Origin of the sequence: Bradyrhizobium agreste (assembly GCF_016031625.1) — a bacterium.
Taxonomy (GTDB): Bacteria; Pseudomonadota; Alphaproteobacteria; order Rhizobiales; family Xanthobacteraceae; genus Bradyrhizobium; species Bradyrhizobium agreste.
The window spans coordinates 170,495-190,271 of sequence record NZ_JACCHP010000003.1 but is presented as its reverse complement, the minus strand read 5'-3'; the positions used below and the strand labels follow the sequence as shown (position 1 = coordinate 190,271).

16 protein-coding genes and 1 pseudogene are annotated in these 19,777 nt (G+C 61.5%); 9 read left to right on the top strand and 8 right to left on the bottom strand.

The window, feature by feature from the left end; all coding sequences use genetic code 11:
* Window positions 1–46: 46 nt before the first annotated feature.
* From HZZ13_RS05695 to HZZ13_RS05685, 3 genes are all read right to left on the bottom strand, one after another.
* Window positions 47–3,862 (bottom strand): Dyp-type peroxidase, encoded by a 3,816-nt coding sequence (locus HZZ13_RS05695; RefSeq protein ID WP_197958667.1) that lies wholly within the window; start codon window positions 3,860–3,862, stop codon window positions 47–49.
* 306 nt (window positions 3,863–4,168) lie between these two features.
* Window positions 4,169–5,116, bottom strand: a complete 948-nt coding sequence (locus HZZ13_RS05690; protein ID WP_197958666.1) for a Bug family tripartite tricarboxylate transporter substrate binding protein — start codon at window positions 5,114–5,116, stop codon at window positions 4,169–4,171.
* 291 nt (window positions 5,117–5,407) lie between these two features.
* The gene (locus HZZ13_RS05685) at window positions 5,408–6,358 is read right to left on the bottom strand and encodes a LysR family transcriptional regulator (protein WP_197958665.1); all 951 of its coding nucleotides are present in this window, start codon (window positions 6,356–6,358) and stop codon (window positions 5,408–5,410) included.
* Between the two features lie 170 nt (window positions 6,359–6,528).
* Between HZZ13_RS05685 and HZZ13_RS05680 the strand changes: the two genes are divergently transcribed.
* On the top strand, window positions 6,529–8,256 hold the full coding sequence (locus HZZ13_RS05680) for an alpha/beta hydrolase family protein (protein WP_197958664.1): 1,728 nt from the start codon (window positions 6,529–6,531) through the stop codon (window positions 8,254–8,256).
* Window positions 8,257–8,278: 22 nt separating this feature from the next.
* Entirely contained in the window at window positions 8,279–10,012 is a 1,734-nt protein-coding gene (locus HZZ13_RS05675) for a thiamine pyrophosphate-requiring protein (RefSeq protein ID WP_197958663.1), read from the top strand.
* Window positions 10,013–10,377: 365 nt separating this feature from the next.
* On the opposite strand, the gene HZZ13_RS05670 is transcribed toward HZZ13_RS05675, so the two are convergent.
* Window positions 10,378–10,560, bottom strand: coding sequence for a helix-turn-helix domain-containing transcriptional regulator (locus tag HZZ13_RS05670; RefSeq protein ID WP_197958662.1), 183 nt, complete (start codon window positions 10,558–10,560; stop codon window positions 10,378–10,380).
* A 140-nt stretch (window positions 10,561–10,700) separates the two neighbouring features.
* Between HZZ13_RS05670 and HZZ13_RS05665 the strand changes: the two genes are divergently transcribed.
* Both HZZ13_RS05665 and tnpA read left to right on the top strand, forming a co-directional pair.
* Window positions 10,701–10,940 carry a hypothetical protein gene (locus HZZ13_RS05665; protein WP_197958661.1) on the top strand — a complete coding sequence of 80 codons (240 nt, stop codon included), beginning with the start codon at window positions 10,701–10,703 and terminating at the stop codon, window positions 10,938–10,940.
* A gap of 506 nt (window positions 10,941–11,446) precedes the next feature.
* Window positions 11,447–11,959, top strand: a complete 513-nt coding sequence (gene tnpA, locus HZZ13_RS05660; protein ID WP_197958882.1) for an IS66-like element accessory protein TnpA — start codon at window positions 11,447–11,449, stop codon at window positions 11,957–11,959.
* A gap of 29 nt (window positions 11,960–11,988) precedes the next feature.
* On the opposite strand, the pseudogene HZZ13_RS37150 reads toward tnpA, so the two are convergent.
* Window positions 11,989–12,156: pseudogene (locus HZZ13_RS37150) on the bottom strand (DUF433 domain-containing protein); the annotation flags it as partial.
* 327 nt (window positions 12,157–12,483) lie between these two features.
* Entirely contained in the window at window positions 12,484–13,230 is a 747-nt protein-coding gene (locus tag HZZ13_RS05655; RefSeq protein ID WP_197958660.1) for a DCL family protein, read from the bottom strand.
* Window positions 13,231–13,343: 113 nt separating this feature from the next.
* Here HZZ13_RS05655 and HZZ13_RS05650 point away from each other — a divergent pair, with 113 nt between their 5' ends.
* A complete protein-coding gene (locus HZZ13_RS05650; protein WP_197958659.1) occupies window positions 13,344–16,004 on the top strand; it encodes an AAA family ATPase in 2,661 nt (886 codons plus the stop codon).
* Window positions 16,005–16,344: 340 nt separating this feature from the next.
* Here HZZ13_RS05650 and HZZ13_RS05645 read toward each other — a convergent pair whose 3' ends face one another.
* Complete coding sequence (locus tag HZZ13_RS05645) at window positions 16,345–16,863, bottom strand: hypothetical protein (protein WP_197958658.1); 519 nt, start codon at window positions 16,861–16,863, stop codon at window positions 16,345–16,347.
* Between HZZ13_RS05645 and HZZ13_RS05640 the strand changes: the two genes are divergently transcribed.
* Both HZZ13_RS05640 and HZZ13_RS05635 read left to right on the top strand, forming a co-directional pair.
* Window positions 16,857–17,372, top strand: a complete 516-nt coding sequence (locus HZZ13_RS05640) for a 4-hydroxyphenylacetate 3-hydroxylase C-terminal domain-containing protein (protein WP_197958657.1) — start codon at window positions 16,857–16,859, stop codon at window positions 17,370–17,372. The genes HZZ13_RS05645 and HZZ13_RS05640 overlap by 7 nt on opposite strands.
* 251 nt (window positions 17,373–17,623) lie before the next feature.
* Window positions 17,624–17,800: a hypothetical protein gene (locus HZZ13_RS05635; RefSeq protein ID WP_197958656.1), complete on the top strand. Its 177-nt coding sequence runs from the start codon at window positions 17,624–17,626 to the stop codon at window positions 17,798–17,800.
* Window positions 17,801–17,843: 43 nt separating this feature from the next.
* Here HZZ13_RS05635 and ku read toward each other — a convergent pair whose 3' ends face one another.
* Window positions 17,844–18,770 (bottom strand): non-homologous end joining protein Ku, encoded by a 927-nt coding sequence (gene ku, locus HZZ13_RS05630; protein ID WP_197958655.1) that lies wholly within the window; start codon window positions 18,768–18,770, stop codon window positions 17,844–17,846.
* A 140-nt stretch (window positions 18,771–18,910) separates the two neighbouring features.
* Here ku and HZZ13_RS05625 point away from each other — a divergent pair, with 140 nt between their 5' ends.
* Entirely contained in the window at window positions 18,911–19,312 is a 402-nt protein-coding gene (locus HZZ13_RS05625; RefSeq protein ID WP_197958654.1) for a hypothetical protein, read from the top strand.
* Between the two features lie 14 nt (window positions 19,313–19,326).
* On the top strand, window positions 19,327–19,776 hold the full coding sequence (locus HZZ13_RS05620) for a hypothetical protein (RefSeq protein WP_197958653.1): 450 nt from the start codon (window positions 19,327–19,329) through the stop codon (window positions 19,774–19,776).
* The last annotated feature ends 1 nt before the right edge of the window (window position 19,777 follow it).

The window sequence follows — 19,777 nt, the reverse complement described above, 5'->3', positions numbered from 1 at the left end:
CGCGATGCGATTAGGATCAATCGTCATCGCACTTTAGGTTTGAGCATTAGGATGGAGGTGGGCTCGGCGCGGGAACTCGTCCGTCCATCGTCAGGCTCATTGGAATGGGCCCGGCCCGCAAGGGTAGCGCCGTCTCCACCAATGCGCTGAAGAAGCCCAGCATCACCGCCAGTGCCGGGTCTGCTCCGGGACATGAATGCGTGGGATGCCCGGTGACCCTGCGGTTGCCGCCGAAGGCGTGATAGATGTCCTGACGACCTTCGGCGAGACTCTGCTGGGTGGCGGAGACCGCGCCGGCGACGATGACGTCTCCGGGCCTGACCTCGACACCTCCGATGGTTTGCGAAACGACGGCCGTCCGCCAGATCAGTTCGGGCACCGCGCGAAGCTGCATCGCCGGGATGAAGTCGTCCCTCAGCCGGTTGAGGGCATCCATGTAGTTCTTTGCCACCGTGCCGGCATAGCGAGCGCGCAACGCCCATAGCGTTCCTTCGCGCAGCCATTCGTTCAATATCCGTCGCAGGTTGCCGTCGACGGTCGGAATGAATCCCATCATGGCGCCGGCGACCGTGCGCGCCACGAACGGAATGTCGCCGGTGCCCCGCGGCGAGTTATAGACCGCCTTTGTCACCGGCCCGTTCGTCGGCCCGAACTGCGTGAGGAAGCCTTCCATGGCACGGCGCGCAGCCTCACCATGTGCCGCGCCGATCGCCTCCACTGTCGCGTTCGGGTGCGGCTGGAAGATGTAGCGCGAAGGGGAGAGGAAATGGCCGGGATAACCGGGCGGCTCGCCTGGCTTCCAATCCCAGCGATAGCCGACGCGGCGGAAATGCCCCCCTTCTTCGCTCATCCCGAACCACGCTTCGCAGAAGGCGGCGAGCAGCGGATCCACCAATTCATGCACGTCGACGGTCAGTTCCCAGCTCGCTTCGCCGTCGCTGGCGGCATAGTCGATCGTCTGCTTGACCATGAAGCCCAGCACCTTCTGCGTGACCGCGCGCGCCAGCTCGAATGCGGCGGGCTGGTCGAGGGCCATGATCGCAGCGTTGCAGGCCTCGGATTCCTGCTCGTAGACCTGGTCTGGCTGTCCGGCGTCGCGGCCAAGATAGAGGATGCCGAACGACCGCAGCATGCGGGGAAGATAGCCGGTGATGGTCAGCTTGGTGTCGGAATCGGCGAACACCTGGTAGACCATGTCGCGGTCGGCCACCAAGACCCCGAAGGGCGTGCGGAGCGCGCCGCCGTGGCGCTCGCGGATCGCAGCCCAGATCGACGCATTGACGAAATGCGAGGCTGAATCCGGATCTTCTAGCGCTGTCTTCCACGCGGCCATCGCCGCGGCCTCGCCCTGCTGGCGCTCGATCAGGCGCAGACGCGCGATCTCCTTTTCCCCCTGATCCGCGCTCCAGGTCACCGCCGGTTTATGTCCCTGGCCAGCCGCCCATCGCTGCAGATCGGCAAGCGCCTTCTTCGATGGTGCAAAGAAATACGCTCCCCATTCCAGACGAACGAACGGACGGGGTTCGTCGTGGAGCCGGTCCGAGCCGTCCAGCGCCACGCGCATGGTCTGGCCGCCATGCTCGAAACGGAAATGGCGGAGCCGGCCAGGCTCGGCGAGGCCAAGGAAAGGATCGCTTACGCCCGAGGTCGAACCCGAGCTGTTACCGCCAGAGAGCCAGCTCTGCACCACCTCGAACTGCTCGCCGAGGCTGGCATTGTAGGCCATGAAAACCAGGCCGCGCTCCTGTTGCAGGGTGGATTTGGCGGCTTGCGGGTCATCACGCCGGACGGGCGGACCATAGGACATGCCGCGCCTGACGATCCGTGGTGGCCGGGCGCCGGCATCCGCCTTGGTGATCGCGACGCGCGGATTGGCGCGCCGAATATGCGCGTGAAACGGGCAGAATTGTCCCTGCGGATCGGGGATGTAGTTGAAGTCGTTGCACTGCCCGTCGGGCGGCGGAGTAGGGGTCAGGGGTTGGCCGGCCTGGGGATGGCCGGTCGGCCAGCGTCCCATCATCTTGGCCATCAGCGTCTCGCGCGTCAGGGCAGGTGTGTCCGGTCCAGCCGTCTCGGTGGCCTGTCGCGTCGCGCGGGCGAGGACCTCCTCGAGCTGCTCGACGTCCTGTCGGAGCTTACGCAATGCCATAAAGCTGCCGTCTCGGAGCATCGCGTGAGCACGATTGGTCGCGTTGCCGAACGGCGCCGTCTCGTCGGCGAGATTCGGGTAGCCGCACAGAATCTCGCCGAGATGCACCTGATTGGAATAGGACCTGCCGGCCTGGCGCTCGTGCAGCACCGGGTTCGAGCTGCCGTCGGTGAACCCGAAATGGTCCTGCATGGTGCCGGATCGCTTATCGCGCTGGCGCTGCATCCACTGAATCGAAAGGGGTCTGACACCCGCATCAACCTCGACCAGCCGAGTCATTTCCGCCATCAACGCATTTCTCGCATCGGCCGTCGTCTGCGCATCCTTGGACAGCAACAGGCGGAGCTGCAGGACGGCATGGACCGAGCTCATGCTGATGCGCGGCGCCGGGTCGCCTTCGGGCAGGTCCGGCGCGTTGATCCCGAGCGCCCAATTGCTGGCCGGAAGGCGCCAGCGCTGGGGATGATTCCAGCGCACGTCGCCGAGCAGGCCGGCGCGTCGTTCCATGCCCTGCACAAACTCTTCCGGCAGAGTGCGCACCTCTTCGTCGGACAGGCCGGCCTGACGCAGTCCCTCGACCGTGAATGCGATGTTGGTGACGATCTGCCCGGGCGTCGGAACGTCGGCTTCGGACGTCACCTTGAGGACGTCGAGAAACGCGGCCAGTGCGGCCGGATTGGCGAACTGCAACAGCAACAGGCAGCCGTGATCCGAATCGGGGTAGGCGGTGACGATCCCGCCTTGCACGTTGCCGGGATCGTCCAACGGCGGTTTGGCCGGCAAGGCGAGGGGCAGGTTACGCCGTACCGGCGCCACGTCGGGCGGGGTCATCAACCAGCGCAGGGCTTCCTCATAGCGCCGGCTGGCGCGCTTGACGCCTTCCGCATAGGCGGGGTTGTTGATCATGGTGACGAATTCCGGCAGCAGCTCGTGGGCGGCCCGATGTAGAACCACGCCATCATGCGTCCCCGGAGGATAGAAGTCGGCCAGGCGGTAGAGCCCCGCCAGCGCAAGTATGCCGTGGCGGAAGGCCGGCCTGCCGGCCGCTTCGGGCGTCAGCGGTTCGCTGAAGCCGGCATTGGTCGGATCGACGCCCTGGAAAACCGAGCGCCGCGCGATCTCTTCCGGCGACGGAATCCTGATCCGCGTGACGATCTGATCGGCGCCGGCGCCCGAGGCGCGCCGATAGACGCGCTCCTCCATCCGCAGGAAGCGCGTGTCATCCACGGTCAGGTCGGGGGTGGCATAGAGGAAATAGGCCTCGGTCTGCCTGCTCTTGAGCCAGATACCCCAGTCTTCGTAGGTGTTCTCGTGACCGAGCCAATAACCCTCGGTATTGCAGAAAATGAGATCGAGCAGCCGGGCAGCCTTCTGCCAGATGACGCGGACATAGGCCTCCCACGAACCGTCGAACGTCGCCGTCAGCAGCACGTAGTCCGTGGCATCGACGGATTCGTCCTCAGGCTCGAGCACGGCAATGCCCACCGAGTGGATCCGACCGACGCGGTCCACGGAATCGGACAGCACGCGGGCGAGCTCGTATTCATACGCATTGGCGCGTCCGCTGTTCAGCGCCCGCAACACGTACTTGACGCGCGTCTTGTACGTGGTCGCATCCAGGGACGGCACGAACCCCTTCTTGATCGGAGCCATCACCCTGAAATCGGACGTACCGGCCATGTTGCCGGTCTTGATGGTCAAATCGCGACGCATGTCTTTGGCCCCCCGGGTCGCGCGCGGGCCCAACGCGTCTGTGCGCCAGGGCCCGGCAACCGAAACGTGTTTCGTTATGCAACGCTATTTGCGAATTGTGCGGCTCTCGGGCGTTCAATTCTATGAACTGGCCCACACTCTCCGAATTTTCCGTTGCCCACCGCAAGCGGAAGGTTCGCCGGAGCAATCCAACCACGGGGGCCCTAACCGAAGGATTGAACACGGGAAGGGGGCCGCAGGAGCTTACAGCAATCAGGCGCCGTCAAATGTTGGGCGCCGGTCGGGGATCAAAGGCCGGGCCGATCTCTATTTTTTCTTTGCCCTTGCGGTAACAGCCTCCCATTTCTTCACCTCACCGCCGATGAACCGCGAAAAGTCCGCCGGCGTCATCGGCATCGGGTCAGAGCCCAGCTCGCGGATTCGCTCCACGATCGCCGGATCGCTGAGCGCCGTCACGAACGCCGAGTTGATTTTCTCGACGATCTCGCCGGGTGTTCCCGCCGGTGCGACGATGCCGAACCAGCCGGTCGCCTCAAAACCGGTGAGGCCCTGTTCGGCAAAGGTTGGCGTTTCCGGAAGACGTGGATAGCGATGAGCCGAGGAGACGGCCACGGGGATGATCAGGTCGCCCTCGATCGCGGTCATCGCTGACGGAGGATCGACGATCCCGAGTGGCATATGCCCGCCGATCAGGTCGGTAACGACCGGCGCCATGCCCCTATAGGGCACTAGCTCGAGCCTGGTATCCGCCATCTGATTGAACATCTCGCTGGTGAGATGCATCAGCGTGCCGTTGCCGCCATGACCAATGGCAAGCTTGTTCGGCTGCTTTGCCAGAGCGATGATGTCGCGAAGCGTCTTCCCTCGCAGGGAATTCGATGCCGCCAGAATGAAAGGCACCGACGCAAGACCGGTCACCGGCGCAAGGTCCCTGTGCGCGTCATAGGTAACGTTGTCCTGAACCCCGAGGCTAACGCCCAGCCCCGCCGCACCGCCCAATCCGATCAGGTACCCGTCCGGCGGCGCTTTGGCGACCATGCCAAGCGCGATCGCGCCACCTGCGCCCGGACGGTTTTCAATCACCAGCGGCTGCCCCAATTGCTTTTCGACGGTCGGCTGCACGATGCGGGCGATTGCATCGGAGCTGCCGCCGGCGGGAAAGCCGACGACGAGGCGAATCGCACGTTCAGGATAGGCGGTCGCGGCCCTGCCGCTCCCTATCGCGGCCCACTGGCACACGAGCACGATGGCCATCACTGCGCTTGAGAGTCTTCTCATGGTGTTACCGGTGCCTTTCCTGTCAGGCCCGAGTCGTTCGCCTCCCGTCGCAGGTGACGCGCGCGGCAGATTATATTGCTGGTTATATTGCTGGTTCCCGACGTGTCGCGTTAGGCCCAAAATACTCATCGACTGATGAAGTCGCCTTATGAATCCTGCAATGCAGCAATTGGAAACGGTGGCGTCTTGAGCTGCTCATAACGTCTGTGTTGAGGCGGGCCAGTCGGCCAGCGGCCGCAGCTCCGGGCTACAGAACTTGCCGGGTGACTAGCCTGTTTTCGATTTAGAATGGGCAGGCAGCTCGCCTCTTCGGTCGGCAGTGCGTCGATTTGACAAGACCTGCTTCGCTGTCTCGACGAAGCGTTGGGCCGCCGGCGAGCGGACGAAATCGGCCCGGCTTACCAAAGAAACGTGTCTGATGATCGTGGGGCGAGACAAGGGAACGGCCGTCAGAGTCGGGAATTGCGTCTCCGGAAGCATATGCGCAGGCAAGATACTTATTCCGGCGCCTTCCGCCGTCAGCGCCAGGGCGGTCGTGATGAGAGAGACCTCGAGCTTCGGCTTTAGCTGACGACCGGTCCTGGCAAGGGCCTCATCAATTTGCGACCTGATCCGTGTTCCGCGACGCATTGTGATCAAGTCGCAATTTTCGAGGCTGTCCCAACTGAGCCGGGAAGCTTTCTCAAAATGGCCGTTCTTGACCCCAATCGCCGACAGCGAGCTATGTGTAAGTGTCTCGATCTTCGCGTCGAGCGTATCGACGTTTTCAACACTGCCGATGCCCAATTCAGCCTCGCCGGCGGTGACGAACGGAAGCAAGTCATCAGGCGCAACATCGAACAGCTCGACGCGAACGTCGGGATAGTCCGCTCGAAATCGGGCCAGCACGCGGGGGAGCAACGCGGACGCAACTCCGGCCGACACTGCAATGGTAATCCGACCCGCCTTGACCTCGACCAGATCGCTCATGTACCGGGCCAATCCGTTGGCGCCGGCCAGTATCCGTTCCGCAATCGGCACCGCATCCTTGCAAGCTAGCGTCGGATGCAGCGCCCGGGTCGTACGGTCGAACAATCTAAGCTGAAAGTTCTCCTCGATTTGCTTGATCAGCAGGCTGACCGCCGATTGGCTCACGCGCAGTTCGGCGGCGGCCTTGGTGAGGCTGCCATGGCGATAGACCAGAACGAGGGCTTCGAGTTGCCGCATCGTCGGGATCATGAGTTCACCTTATGAATCGATAAGAATTTTGTGACTAATCTGAAGCGTCGGAACCTGCAAGATATTTCGGTAGCGGAATGGGCCCGCAACGAAATCCAGGCGCGCTGCGCGCAGCCAGACCGGGCCTGAGCCTGCCGCGGCAGGAAGCCAACCAGGGGGGGAGGGACTTGATGAGTCAAAAAGGGATTTTGGCAGCGATCGGCGCCGTTCTGATCCTTCTCGGCGGGTTGCTCGCCCACTTCACCCAGACCGCGAATGGAATTCGCATCGAAGACGTGCGTTTCAAAGGCGCCAAGGGCAACACCATGAGCGCCCTTGTCTATATTCCAGCTGGCGCCACCGAGAAGACGCCTGCACCGGGCATCCTTGCCGTCCACGGCTATCTTAATTCGCGCGAAACGCAGGACGGCTTTGCGATCGAGTTCGCGCGTCGCGGCTATGTCGTCGTGGCGCTCGACCAGACCGGTCACGGCTACAGTGATCCGCCGGCGATCGCCAACGGCTTTGGCGGCCCCGACGGACTCGCGTACTTGCGGAGCCTGCCCTATGTCGACAAGAACAACATCGGGCTTGAAGGGCATTCGATGGGCGGCTGGACCGTGCTGGCCGCGGCGACGGCGATGCCCGACGCATACAGGTCGATCGTGCTCGAGGGCTCCTCGACCGGAAAGCCGTTCGCGGCCGACGGAACGCCTGCATGGCCACGCAATCTCGCACTCGTTTTCTCGAAATACGACGAGTTTTCACTGATCATGTGGGGCAGCGAGTATGCTGCTGATATTCCCAAGTCGGCAAAGCTTGGCGCGGTATTCGGTGTTGCGGGACCGATCGAACCGGGCAGGGTGTATGGCGATATCGCCAAGGGCACGGCACGGGTTCTTTACACGCCGGCAATCACCCATCCCGCCGATCATTTCTCGCATGAGGCGATCGGCTATAGTCTCGACTGGTTCGGTAAAACGCTGGCCGGGGGCACACCGTTGCCATCGACCGATCAGATCTGGCTCCGGAAGGAAATCGGGACGCTGATCGCCTTTATCGGACTTGTCGTTCTGTTGCTCGGCGCGTTCGAAATTCTGCTCGGCACGGCGCCATTTTCGACGCTCCGCGTCGTCCCGTCCGGCGCTGGCGCGACGACCTCGGCGCCGTCCACGCAGAACGGACGCTGGTGGATCGCGTTTTGGATCACGGCGCTGCTGCCGGCCATCACATATTATCCGGCCTTTGCACTTGGAGCTACGTGGCTTCCCGCATCCCGTTTCCTGCCGCAATCCTTCACCACCCAGATCGCAGTCTGGGCTCTGATCAACACGGCGATTACGCTGGCGTTGTTTCCTCTGTTGCCGAAGCGGGCGACCCGAAAGGGTGTCCTGGCTCCCTCGATACTGATTGCGGTCGCAACCGCCGCGATCTGTTTCGTTGCGCTGTGGCTGGCCGATGTCCTGTTCAAGATCGACTTCCGGTTCTGGGTCGTGGCATTCAAGTTGCCGAGTGCGACGCAATGGCTGATCATTCTGCTGTACCTGACGCCGTTCACCCTGTTCTTCGTCGTCGCGTTGCATGCGGCGCACCGCAACTTCAGCCGCCTCGGCGCCTCGGCTCCCGGTCATTACGCCGCGATGATCCTGTCGCTTTCGCTTGGCTTCATGATCCTTATCGGCGGCCAGTATCTGGCCCTATGGCTGGGCGGAAAACTGATCAATCCCGTCCCAGGCTCGCCGGTCGTGCCGTTGTCCACCATCGTCGGCATCCAGTTCATCCCGCTGCTTGCGATCGTCGCCATCATCTCGACGTTCACTTGGCGACGCACCGGCACATCGCTGCCGGGCGCGCTGATTTGCGGTCTGATCGTTACCTGGTACATCGTTGCCGGCACCGCGACCCAGGCTGCATTCTGATGTCCGGGAAAGAAATCCAGAGATGACGAAGCGCAGCACTGCGCACTACTTCCTCGAGGGCCTCACGGATATCGGGGTCGACTACATCTTTGCCAATCTCGGAACCGACCACGTCTCGTTGATCGAGGAGATCGCGCGCCGGGACAGCGAAGGGCGCCGGCACCCGCAAGTGATATTGTGTCCCCACGAAGTGGTCGCAGTTCACATGGCGGCGGGCTACGCCCTCGCGACCGGGCGCGGGCAGGCCGTGTTCGTCCATGTCGACGCAGGCACCGCCAACGCCTGCATGGCCATCCAGAACGTCTTTCGCTACCGCCTGCCGGTCATGCTGTTCGCCGGACGGGCGCCATTTACTCTGCATGGCGAACTGCTGGGATCGCGCGACACCTATGTCCACTTCGTCCAGGACAGCTTCGATCCCGCCAGCATCGTGCGACCGTATGTGAAGTGGGACTATTCGCTGCCGTCCGGGGTGGTTGTGAAGGAAGCGTTGGCCCGCGCCGCGGCCTTCATGCAGAGCGATCCGCCCGGGCCCGTCTACATGCTGCTGCCGCGTGAGACGCTGGCCGAGACCTGGGACGATTCCGCAATGCCGGCGTATCCGCCAGCGCGCTACGGCAGCGTTCGGGCAGGGGGCGTCGAGCCGGCGCGCGCGGCCACGATCGCCGAAGCCCTCATGAGTGCGGAGAATCCGGTTGCCGTGACCGCTTATCTTGGCCGCAAACCGCAAGCGGTCGCCGCGCTCGACCGGCTGGCAAGGACTTGCGGCATCCGGGTCGTTGAATTCAATTCGATCGATCTATGTATCTCGCAGGAGTCACCATGCTTTGCGGGATTTGATCCGGCCGCGGTCGTGCCACAGGCGGATCTCGGGCTATTGCTCGACGTCGATGTGCCTTTCGTGCCGCAATCGTTGAAAGCAGCCGCAGCCGGGCGGTGGATCCAGATCGATGTCGATCCGCTGAAGGCAGATTTTCCGATGTGGGGTTTTGCCACCGATATGCGCGTGCAGGGCGACTGCGCGACCGTTCTGCAGCAAGTGCTGGATATTGTGGAACAACGGGCAGACGAGGCGTACCGGAGCAAGATCCAGGCGCGGATCGCGAGCTGGGCCCCTGCGCGCGAAGCGGCCGAGGCACGGCATCGCGCAGCTGCGGCCGTGGAGGGCATTCAGGGTGCGATCAATCCCGCCTACCTGTTTGCCCGGCTGAGCGCAGCGCTTTCGCCGAGCGACGTCGTCATCAATGAAGCGGTCCGCAACGGGCCGCTTCTGCAACAGCAAATTCAGCGGACAGAAGCGGGCAGCTATGTCGGTCTGGCCGGCGGCGGGCTGGGATTCAGTGGCGGCATGGCACTCGGCCTCAGGCTGGCGCAACCATCCCGCCGGGTGGTGCAGGTCGTCGGCGACGGCGCCTTCCACTTCTGCGCACCGGATTCCGTCTACGCAACGGCCCAGCACTATCAATTGCCGATCTTTACCGTCGTCCTTGACAATGGTGGATGGCAAGCCGTCAAAGCGTCGGTTCAGCGAGTCTATCCCGACGGTGTGGCGCAGGGGACAAATTCATTCCAGTCGCGGCTTGCGTCCGGCCGGCAGGATGAGCGCCGGCGCTTTGCCGATGTTGCATCCGCGTTCGGCGGCTACGGCGAGGAAGTCGTTGACCCGCTCCAGCTTGATGCGGCGATCAACCGTTGCCTGGCTGCTGTGGATGACGGGCGCGCCGCCGTCCTGCATGTGCGCATCACGCCGCTTTAGCTGCCAGGTGCCTCGTTCACCAGGACGGTTCCGATCGACGGAGATCATGAAATCACAGTACCGCGGCCTAGATATCCACGATTCGCATAAGGTATATTATGGAATATCTTATGTACAATTGGATCAAATATTTGTCGTTTCGCGTTCGATCTGAGTCATTCGCGCTCAATCAGAGTCTGATCGTTCGTTCGACGCGTCAATCTAACGACTGAACTTTCAGCGCCTAAGCAATGGCTTTCCAAGAGATTTTGTCCTTGTTTCACTAGCTACAAACACAGGCGCAGCCAGCAATACACAAGCGTCGGATGTCCCTTCCCACTATCCGGCGCGGAACGGCGTGCCTTCCTCCTCGTCTTGATGAAACTCTACGGGCGGCCCTTCCTGGGGCTCACCCTGTCAGCGTCGCTCCGGGCTTTAGCTAGATCGCCGATAGCGGCAGCGATGAACGAAGGGTCATTGCTCTCAAGCGCTGCTTCTAGATAGGCGATCTGCTGATCCGGTGTCTTCAGGTAGTCCTGAACGTCGAACTTGGTTGTCTTAAGCGGCATATCAAACTCCTTCGCCGTCCGCTTGGCGGTCCTGATGTCCTGGTTCTGGGTCAGCTTGTCGCCGCCGCAAACCAGAATGACGGCGGTATCGTTTCGCGTCTGTCAGGCCGATCAGCGGTTGAACTTTGGGCGCTTAAGGCATGGTGTTCAAAGAAATTTTCTCGATGAGTGATCTGCACTGGGTAATAAGATCTGGGCAGGCAACACTCAAGCCGATCCCAGGATTTTCGGATGCCCATCCAACAGCCTATCTAGAAACGGCGCGCCTTCTTCGTCCGGGCGTCGCTCCGCGTCGATCGGTTAGCAGCATGCAAGGCCGGTTGCGCGTGATGGGAAGTAAACTGGAATTCGCTGCCCAGAAGCGCGGTTCTGACGCCTGAATATTTGGCGTGAAGGTTCTAAACCGCCCACCTAGAAGCTGCGCTCAAGAGCAATGATCCATCGTTCATTGCTGCCGCTATCGGATATCTAAGCCAAGGCTCGGGGAGTTTCGGGGGTTCAGCCAACCAAAATCTCGTTGAGTGCCAATGGCTAAGCGTCGACCGTTCAACCGCTGAATTGGGCGACCAGACGCCGCGCCGTAAACAGGTGCCAGCAAGACTATCGCCCTCCGCGAACCCATCGGCAGAGCCATCGCCAGGCGTTGCGGAAAGCCAGGATGGCGGAGCGAGGCCGTCCCGCCTTGCGGCACCCATCCTCCAGTTCCCTCGCCCGCATCGCCATGCCTTCGACCGCCCACCGGTCCGCCGCGGCATGAGGTGGCTCGACCCGCTTTGAGGCCTTTGAGATGCGTCCTGCCGGAGTATTCCGCGGCCACCGGCCGGAACAGTACGCGTCCGGTGAAGGCCGCCTTGCCGAATGAGGCGAGTTGTTGAGAACTGTCCTTATGGACAGTGATAGGCGCAGTGCCCAAGTCGATCGGCTTGAGGTGGTGGATACGGGCCGGCGGCGGCGCTGGTCCGAGGATGAGAAGCTCAGGATTGTTCTGGAGAGCTTACAGGCGCCGCGCCAAGTCGCGGCAACAGCGCGGCGGTATGGCGTTTCACGCTCATTGCTGCTGCGATGGCGACGGTCGTTTCGGCCTGAGCCGAAGGATGCCTCCCAATGTGGCTTCGTACCGGCAATGGTGGTCGCGGGGTCAGGGCCGACGCCTTGTCCAGTCACGCCCGCCAGCAGCGGCGGATCGATCGAGATCGATTTTGCGACCGGAGCTCGGATGCGGATCACGGGCGCGGTCGATGCTGCGACGCCTTGCGTCGCTCGATGTTCGAGGACGCTCGCCCGACAGAGCCCGAGGCAAAGCCGATGCGCATCATCAGATTTGAGGACATCGGTGATGCTGATCTCTTGCAGGCGGCCGACGAGGAGCCTGTCCTCGTCGCCGAAAACGGCCGCGTAGGTCGCTTCCGCCCAGCGGCTCACGGCATCGATACCGTCGACCGGAAGGCTCGGATAGTCCCTGAATATCTCCTCGGCCGAGAAGCCGGCCTTCAGATAGCTCAGTATCGTCTCGGCGAGGATGCGGGTGCCGCTGACCGTCGGCTCGCCGCTCATGATCGCCGGATCGCGAATGACTTCCGTCTGGATCGTCGCCACCACCTTACCCTCGAAGAGGCTTTCCGCACGCTTCCGCAATCAGCATGGCATTCTCTCGTGCCGCAGAGGTCTGACAAGGCGCTCAACTTCGTCAGGACGTCCGAACGTTCGGACGCCGCGATCCTCTCCAACACCCTCTTTATCACATTCGGCCAGATGTCCTTGCTCTAGTGCCGCTTGTCGGTATGACCCAGGCTTTGGATACAAGCCGGTTTCAGCCTGATGTAAACTCGGATTCGCTGCCAAGCGGCGCAGCGCCGCACTTCGAGTGCCCAGTATAACTTACTGCAAAAGCTCGCTCTTTTGTCGATCGATCTGCAGGGGCTCCTACCCTAGCTTGATCCGCGTGGGACGGAGCCTGTGCTGCGAGGCCTGAGCGAGATTTGCGCTGCTCTTCACGAAGTCGAGGGCCGCCACTTGTGCGTGGTAGTGGCGGAAATCCTCGCCGAGCGCCGGGTCGTTGATGTCCGGTGCCACCTGCTCATCTTGTCCTGTCGTGATGGGCACGGCATCCACCGTCAGCCCGCGGCTCACCAGGAATGTTGTGACAATGACCTCGAAGGTCATCGGCGGGCGATGGTCCATATGGCCTTGTTCGAGCGAAATCGGCTCTCCAGTGACCGCGCAAACGACGGTGCCGGCCGCGTCCTTGTGGTCGGCAAAGAAGCTGTCGCGGGCCTTGAATAGATCAAAGCGCACGACGCGGCGAAATGCCTGCGACACTTCCTGTTTGCGTGACGGGGGACGCTGGGTGATGCAATGGCGGTAGGAGAAATCCGTGCCCGTGCCGTCCTTGCGTTCGATGCGGAAGCATGGTGTGCCGTGCTCCGCCATCATCACCGAAAAATGGTCCGTCCCGGAGCCTACTTTCTGCGCAAACTCGTCGTGACGCTCGAGGAGTGCAGCAAGGTCGAGCGCATCGAGATCGCTTATGCGATCCCCGGCGCGATACCGAGCCAGCATCTCCTTGAAGAAGTCCGTCGCCGCCCCTTGGCTTGGGAAGCTGCGGGTTGCCAAGACGACCGGGTTACCGCGCGCCATTTCGTCAATGCCTCCTTCAATTCGTGTCGGCATTACCTCCTCCGTCTCGCTGAAATTCAAGGATAATTTGTGGATGCCAGGCTGTGAGCGTTCACCTTCCGGTCGTGCAGCGATAAAAGGTGTCTCTGGGCGATACGGGGGGCAATATGACGCTGCTTGCTTGGAGCACGGAGCTGCCGAGTTGGCAGCGTGACGCACTGCGGCGGATTGCAATTAACGACAGCCTCAGCGACGCTGAGCGGGCGGCCATCTGTGCCAGGCTCAAACACGCGCACGGCATTGCAGTTGAGTGCGAGACCGGTTGCGTGCATTTGGACGCAGCTCATTTGCCGGCCCAGGCGGACGCCGAAGGAGCGACGGTCCTGTGCGGCATTGGTCCGGTCGAGCACGTCGACCGGCTTGCTGCCGGCCAAGAACTCCGTTTCGGGGTTGACGGAATTACCTTGATCTACGGCGACAATGGCGCCGGGAAAAGCGGCTACTCCCGGATCGCAAAGAAGCTTTGCCTTGCACGTGTGATTGACCCGCTTCAAGGCGATGTGTTCGCCGATCAGGCTTCCCCTCCCGCCCGGGTGCGCGTTCGGTATCGGCTTCCGGGCGCTGCCGAACCGCAAGCTGAGGACTGGGTGGATGGCCAACCCCGGCCGGCAGCGCTGGCGCGGATGATGGTGCTCGATAGCGCGAATGCCCGCGTCTATATCGATGGGAAGAATGAGATTACTTACCTCCCTCGCGAAATTGAGATTGCGACCCGTCTTGGAGAGCTTTGCACTTCGCTGTCTGCGGAGCTGCAGACTGAAGCGGACGCGATAGCCAGGCGGCTTCGTGTAGCCTTCGGAGCGGGCTACGCGCAAACAACACTTGCGGGGCGCCTGGTCGCGCGGCTCAGCCTCGAGACGCTCCTGGGCGCGCTTCCAGACGAGGCCGCACTGCGCGATGCCGCTATCTGGGATGGCGCCCGCCAGGATGAGCTCGCCAAATTGACCCTCGAACTCGCGCAAGATCCCGTCGCACAGGCCGCTGCGCGCCGGCGCATCATTGCGGTGCTTGAGGCGCTGGCCGCCGAGATCGATGGCATCACGCGAGCCCTGGACGCTGATGCTATAGGCCGGCTAAGGGCCCGAATGGCCGGCGCAGCCGAGGCCGCCGCGGCTGCAGGTCTGGCCGCGCAAGAGCTGTTTGCGGGTGAACCCATCCCACAGACAGGAGAAGGCGCTTGGGAACAGCTGTACCGGATCGCCAGACAATTCGCAGCTGAATCCGGCGTTAGAGGTCTCGATGAGGCCTTCCAGCAGGGCGATCCCTGCCCCGTTTGCCAGCGTGATCTTGACGACCAAGCGGTCGAACGGCTGAAGCGCTTTGATGCGTTTGTCCGGGACGCCGCGGCCACTGCCGCCGATGCGGCAAGCGCCGAACTCGAAGCCACCATGGAAGAGTTGGGACGAGTTCGGCTCTCGACGACCGCCGAACTCGACAGAAACCTCGCAGAATATCGGGCATTGGGTGGAGGAGAGGCGGGGTTAGCCGACGCTCTTCGCGAGTTTATGGCCGGAGCCGATCAGCGTCGGACAGCGACATTGGCCGCTGGCCAAGCGCTGCAATTGGACGCCCTCCCCGAACTGCCCCCCTCTCCCGCCGACGCGGTTCGAGCTGAGATCGCGCGCCTGTCGGACGAGGCGGCGGCCCTTGAAGCAAGGCCGGCTCAGGACCCAGCTCGGTTGGCCCGAGCTGGAGAGTTGCGGGATGCCGAGCGCTTGGCTGGAGAGATCGATGCGGTTCTGGCCCGGCGGGCCGACCTTGAGCTGCGCCAACGCCTGCTAAGCTGTCGAACTGCTCTGGACACGCGCAGAATTTCACAGTTCGCAACGCGCCGTCGGGGCGAGCTCGTCACACCAGAGCTGCGAGAGCGGATCATGGCCGAGATTCAGCGCCTCGACTTGGGTCACGTTCCGTTTCGATTTGGCGAGGCGACTGAACGTGGACGAAACCTATTCGACGTGGCGTTGGACGCCCACAGACCGGCCGTAAAGAATAGGGTTTTAAGTGAGGGCGAACAACGCGCGCTGGGCATCGCTTGCTTCCTGGCCGAGATGTCGCGCATTCCGGGCCATCACGGGATTATTGTCGATGATCCGGTGACTTCCCTGGATCACCAGCGACTGCGAAAGGTTGCCGAGCGATTGGTCGAAGAGGCTGCGGCTGGCCGCCAGGTTATCGTCTTTACCCATCACCTGATCTTCTACCAGGAAATATTATCGGCAGCGGCCGCGCGTGTCCCGCAAGTCAAGAAGATTGTCAATCTTATCGGCAAATCAGACGGGCGCTTCGGACTCGTATCCGAGGACGACGAGCCTTGGATAGCCAAGAAAGTTGTCAAGCGTATCGAAGCTCTGCGCACTCGTCTGCGAGCAATCCCCGCCGCAATGAATCGCGAGTCTGACGAGTTCCGAAGGATCGCCAAGGACTTCTACACAGACCTGCGCGAGACTTGGGAGCGGCTTGTCGAGGAGGTTCTATTGAACGGTGTGGTCGAGCGCTTTTCCTCCGGCGTAAAGACGCAGAGCCTGAAGGAGGTGCTTGTGGAGGACGGGGACTATCAGCGGATATTCTCAAACATGAAGCGAGTGTCTGAGATGTCGGGACACGACATGGCCGCTGGCCGCCAGATTCCGATACCGGATCTCGCAGAGATGCGGCGAGATCTAGAAGCGATTGATGCGTATCGAACAGAACTCCAGCGCAGGAAAAATGATCTTCGCGCCAGGCGGCAGGCGCTAGAGGAGCCGCCTGTTGCTCGCGTAGAATAATCGCTCGGGCCTGATCAGCGACGAGACGGCGTGTCGCAAACATGCGCCCATCGGCGTCATCCGAAGCACCGATTTACTTCACCTGAAGCAGGTTCTGGCGGCAGACCCGTCTCTATCATACGATCAAAACTGGCGGTGAGGCCTTTTGGTCACCTAGTCCGAGACAAACAAAATCCCGCCGACGACGGCGGGGTTTTCATTTCTACCGGACCTTTGTCCGCTTTACCTATTGAGCCGTCATCCAGGTTGGCGATCGTATATTCGGCTACACCGCGGCGCAGCGACCGTGCTCCGCTTCGTCAAACTCTTCTAAGTGAACCCAATTCGGCCAGGCCGACGCTTAAGTATTCTCGTCGATGAAGCCTATACGGTTGGCGCCTCTCACCGACCGTACCGGGTTTGTCAGCACCTCTCGCGCGCATTCGAAGATCGCTTCCTGCACCCGCTCAACATCCTGCGTGGTGTAGTCGATGGAGATTCCGCCGACACCCTTGCCGTCGTGGATTTGGACTGCGATCACTTCCCGAGCCAACTCCATCTCCACAACCACTCGCATCCAGAAGCCTCCAGAATCTTTGGAATGGGGAATGCGAAGACCCACACCCATCAGGATGGGCTCGATCACAATTATACCGCGGTGATAGGTGCTGAACTTCGCGTCGTGGTAATCGCCTGCCTCGGGTCTCCACTCGCCCTCCGGCGGCACACCGTGTACGCGTGCGCCCTCGCCCAGATAGGCCGCGAGGCCATAGACCACTTCGTCGCCGAACTTATGGAGCAAACGGTAATTGCGAACAGACGTTTCGCCGTAAGAATTGAGAGCTTGCTGCAGCTCCAGAACACGGGGCCCGAATGCCATGCGAATCTCCGAAAGAACGGGATGGTATTCTAGAACAGATCGTTGTCCATCGTGTAAGCCCCCGCCAAGGCGGTGTCGCCTACCAGATCATCGCCACCATGGCCTACACCAAGGTGAAGTATCTGATCGAACAGACGGTCGCATCGGGCCTGATCTATCTCAACAGCCATTCCAGCGATTTCAAGAACGGCGAGCTCCGCCCTTGTCTCGATCGCTATCTACGCGGCTCCAATGGCTATAAGGCTGAGGAGCGCGTCAAGCTGCTAAAATTATTGTGGGACTGTATCGGCAGCGAATTCGGCGGCCGTCACGAGCTCTACGAGATCAACTATGGCGGCTCGACCGAAGAAATCCGCCGCTATTGCCTGTTCGGCGCGCAGGCTTCCGGCAATACCGACCGCTTTAAGGGCTTTGCCGACGACTGCATGGCCGAATACGACCTTGACGGCTGGAAGGCGCCTGATCTCACCGACCTTGGCGAGCTCAGCTATCACATGATGAAGAAGTGACTCTGCCGACGGACCGGCAATGCCCGCTCCTGCTTCCTGCGGGGCGGTGGTGACATGAACGTGCAGACCATCAATCCCACGCTGTTTCGTTCCTTGATGGGCGCCTTTCCGACTGGCGTCGCAATCGTCGCGATCTGCAACTGCCGATAGACGGAAGGACCAGACTTCGCACATGCAGCACTGAATATGTTTGAGCTGACCAAGTTGGGCGGATATCGTCGCCGTCCCTTGAGTAACATGTGGGGCAAGCAATGAGTGGCTTCCAAGCCAAGTTAGAGCGTTTTGAAAACCTCGCTGCGGAGTGCGAGCTGATCGCTAATCGATCGGAAGGAAGTAATCGCGAATTGTACCAGCGGGCGGGCCAACACTATCGCGCGCTCGCCAACGACGTGCGTGCCTTAATCGCATCGTTCGATCTTGCCGCCTAGGCCTTCTTCAACGCCATTTAACCAAGCCATGGCTCCTGGAGCGTCAAGCCGATTTACGTCGCGCTCCGGCCGCCGGCTTCTTGGAGATGGCCTCCTTTGCCGGTTTCTTTCCGGCGATCGGCATCAACATTTCCTTCTGGCCAGCAGCAGCCTTCTTCACCTTCTTGGCGGGCTTACCGATCTTCGCTGGAGCGGATTCCCTACTCACGCTCTGTCGCAGCGCCTCCATGAGATCGACGACGTTCTCGCCTTTCGGCCGCTCCTTCGGCCGGATCACCTTGCCGGCACGTTTTTGGTTGATCAGTTCGATCAGGGCACTCTCGTAGTGGTCCTCGAACTTCTCAGGATCGAAATTGCCAGCCTTCTGGTTCACGATGTGCTTGGCGAGGTCGAGCATGTCTTTCGTGACTTTGACGTTCTGGATCTCGTCGAAGTACTCCTGTTCGCTGCGGACCTCATAGGGGTATCGCAGCAGCGTTCCCACCAGCCCCTTGTCCATGGGCTCGAGTGCAATGATGTGCTCGCGATTGGTGAGTACTACGCGGCCGATGGCGACTTTGTTCATCTCGCGAATGGTCTCGCGGATCACTGCGAAAGCGTCGTGCCCGACCTTGCCATCCGGTCGTAAATAGTATGGGCGGATCAGGTAGCGCGGGTCGATGTCCGATTTGTCAACGAACTCGTCGATCTCAATGGTTCGCGTTGATTCCAGGGCGAGCTCCTCGAGCTCTTCTTTGGTGACCTCAATGTACTGACCCTTTTCGAGTTCGTAGCCTTTGACGATGTCCTCGTTGGGCACCTCGTCTCCGGTGTCAGCGTCGACCTTGAGATACTTGATCCGGTGCCCCGTCTGCCGATTGAGCTGATTGAACGAGATCTTCTCGGACTCGGAAGTCGCGGGATACAGAGCCACGGGACAGGTCACGAGAGATAGGCGCAGGAAGCCTTTCCAATTGGCGCGGGGGGCCATGTACGCAGAACTCCGTTAGGGGGCGGCTTGGATTCAAGACGATCTAACGCGGCTGGTTCCGACACCTCCTGCCCCAAAATTTTCAACCATCGTCCTTTCTCGGACTCGACTTTTGTTCTCTTTATGTTCTAATTCCCGTCATGAGCGATCGACCTGCGAGTTGGCGGATGCCCACCCCGAAACAGATGGAAAAGCTAGCAACATCAAGGGGTAGGTCCGTCGGACAGGAGCGCCAGCCCGGTCCGCAGGATGAGATGCCGGAGGAATATTGGCAGGCCGTTCTGGACGAAGTGCCGGCTGACACCAAGCCGGTGGGACGGAACGCAGGGCTCCGGCTGTCGGAGCTCCCGCAGTACGTCCTGCGCGTTTCCTGCCGCAGGTGCGAGCGCATTGTTGAGATCCAGAAAGCCGACGCGGTTCGACTGTACGGGCAGCACGCGATCTGGAAGGAGGTCGCGCAGCGATTGCTGGACAACACCTGCCAGAACCGAACTGGCCGCCATGAGGAAGACGGCTGTTGGCCAGCCTTCGGGCCGGTTTGACCGCACTCCCTCGCATGGCTCCGAAGCATCATCCGACGCCGCTATCCGGCGGCGACCGCAAAGCCCTTGGCAAGGAGCTCGGCAAGGCGCGTGCGATGACCACCATTCTGGCCGCGAAGTCCGCTGCGGCTCGCGTTGAGGGTGAAGCTCTGATCAGACAGGCCGACTGCCTCCTGTGCGAAAGCTGGAACGAGCGCATGTGGGCAAACGGCGAGCCGATCGATCCCTCGCCGACCATCGACCAAGCGATCAACGGCGGCTACCCTTGGCTTGAGATCCAGTGCTCGCGCTGCAAGACGCGACGCGACGTGGATCTGGCTGTATTGCCGCACGCCTCCACCACCTTTGTCCATGACCTGTCTGGCAGGCTCCGCTGCAACAAATGTGCTAAGGCGGGACGCCGCCCTGGCGCGACATTGCTACAGCTCGCGCACCATCCCCGCCCCGCTTCTCCCGAGACGTGAC

What these genes read in the sequence shown, in the direction of transcription:
- HZZ13_RS05695 (WP_197958667.1), bottom strand. Translation starts at nt 3,862, where the DNA reads ATGCGTCGCGATTTGACCATCAAGACCGGCAACATGGCCGGTACGTCC.
- HZZ13_RS05690 (WP_197958666.1), bottom strand. Translation starts at nt 5,116, where the DNA reads ATGGCCATCGTGCTCGTGTGCCAGTGGGCCGCGATAGGGAGCGGCAGG.
- HZZ13_RS05685 (WP_197958665.1), bottom strand. Translation starts at nt 6,358, where the DNA reads ATGATCCCGACGATGCGGCAACTCGAAGCCCTCGTTCTGGTCTATCGC.
- HZZ13_RS05680 (WP_197958664.1), top strand. Translation starts at nt 6,529, where the DNA reads ATGAGTCAAAAAGGGATTTTGGCAGCGATCGGCGCCGTTCTGATCCTT.
- HZZ13_RS05675 (WP_197958663.1), top strand. Translation starts at nt 8,279, where the DNA reads ATGACGAAGCGCAGCACTGCGCACTACTTCCTCGAGGGCCTCACGGAT.
- HZZ13_RS05670 (WP_197958662.1), bottom strand. Translation starts at nt 10,560, where the DNA reads ATGCCGCTTAAGACAACCAAGTTCGACGTTCAGGACTACCTGAAGACA.
- HZZ13_RS05665 (WP_197958661.1), top strand. Translation starts at nt 10,701, where the DNA reads ATGGTGTTCAAAGAAATTTTCTCGATGAGTGATCTGCACTGGGTAATA.
- tnpA (WP_197958882.1), top strand. Translation starts at nt 11,447, where the DNA reads ATGGACAGTGATAGGCGCAGTGCCCAAGTCGATCGGCTTGAGGTGGTG.
- HZZ13_RS05655 (WP_197958660.1), bottom strand. Translation starts at nt 13,230, where the DNA reads ATGCCGACACGAATTGAAGGAGGCATTGACGAAATGGCGCGCGGTAAC.
- HZZ13_RS05650 (WP_197958659.1), top strand. Translation starts at nt 13,344, where the DNA reads ATGACGCTGCTTGCTTGGAGCACGGAGCTGCCGAGTTGGCAGCGTGAC.
- HZZ13_RS05640 (WP_197958657.1), top strand. Translation starts at nt 16,857, where the DNA reads ATGCCATGCGAATCTCCGAAAGAACGGGATGGTATTCTAGAACAGATC.
- HZZ13_RS05645 (WP_197958658.1), bottom strand. Translation starts at nt 16,863, where the DNA reads ATGGCATTCGGGCCCCGTGTTCTGGAGCTGCAGCAAGCTCTCAATTCT.
- HZZ13_RS05635 (WP_197958656.1), top strand. Translation starts at nt 17,624, where the DNA reads ATGAGTGGCTTCCAAGCCAAGTTAGAGCGTTTTGAAAACCTCGCTGCG.
- ku (WP_197958655.1), bottom strand. Translation starts at nt 18,770, where the DNA reads ATGGCCCCCCGCGCCAATTGGAAAGGCTTCCTGCGCCTATCTCTCGTG.
- HZZ13_RS05625 (WP_197958654.1), top strand. Translation starts at nt 18,911, where the DNA reads ATGAGCGATCGACCTGCGAGTTGGCGGATGCCCACCCCGAAACAGATG.
- HZZ13_RS05620 (WP_197958653.1), top strand. Translation starts at nt 19,327, where the DNA reads ATGGCTCCGAAGCATCATCCGACGCCGCTATCCGGCGGCGACCGCAAA.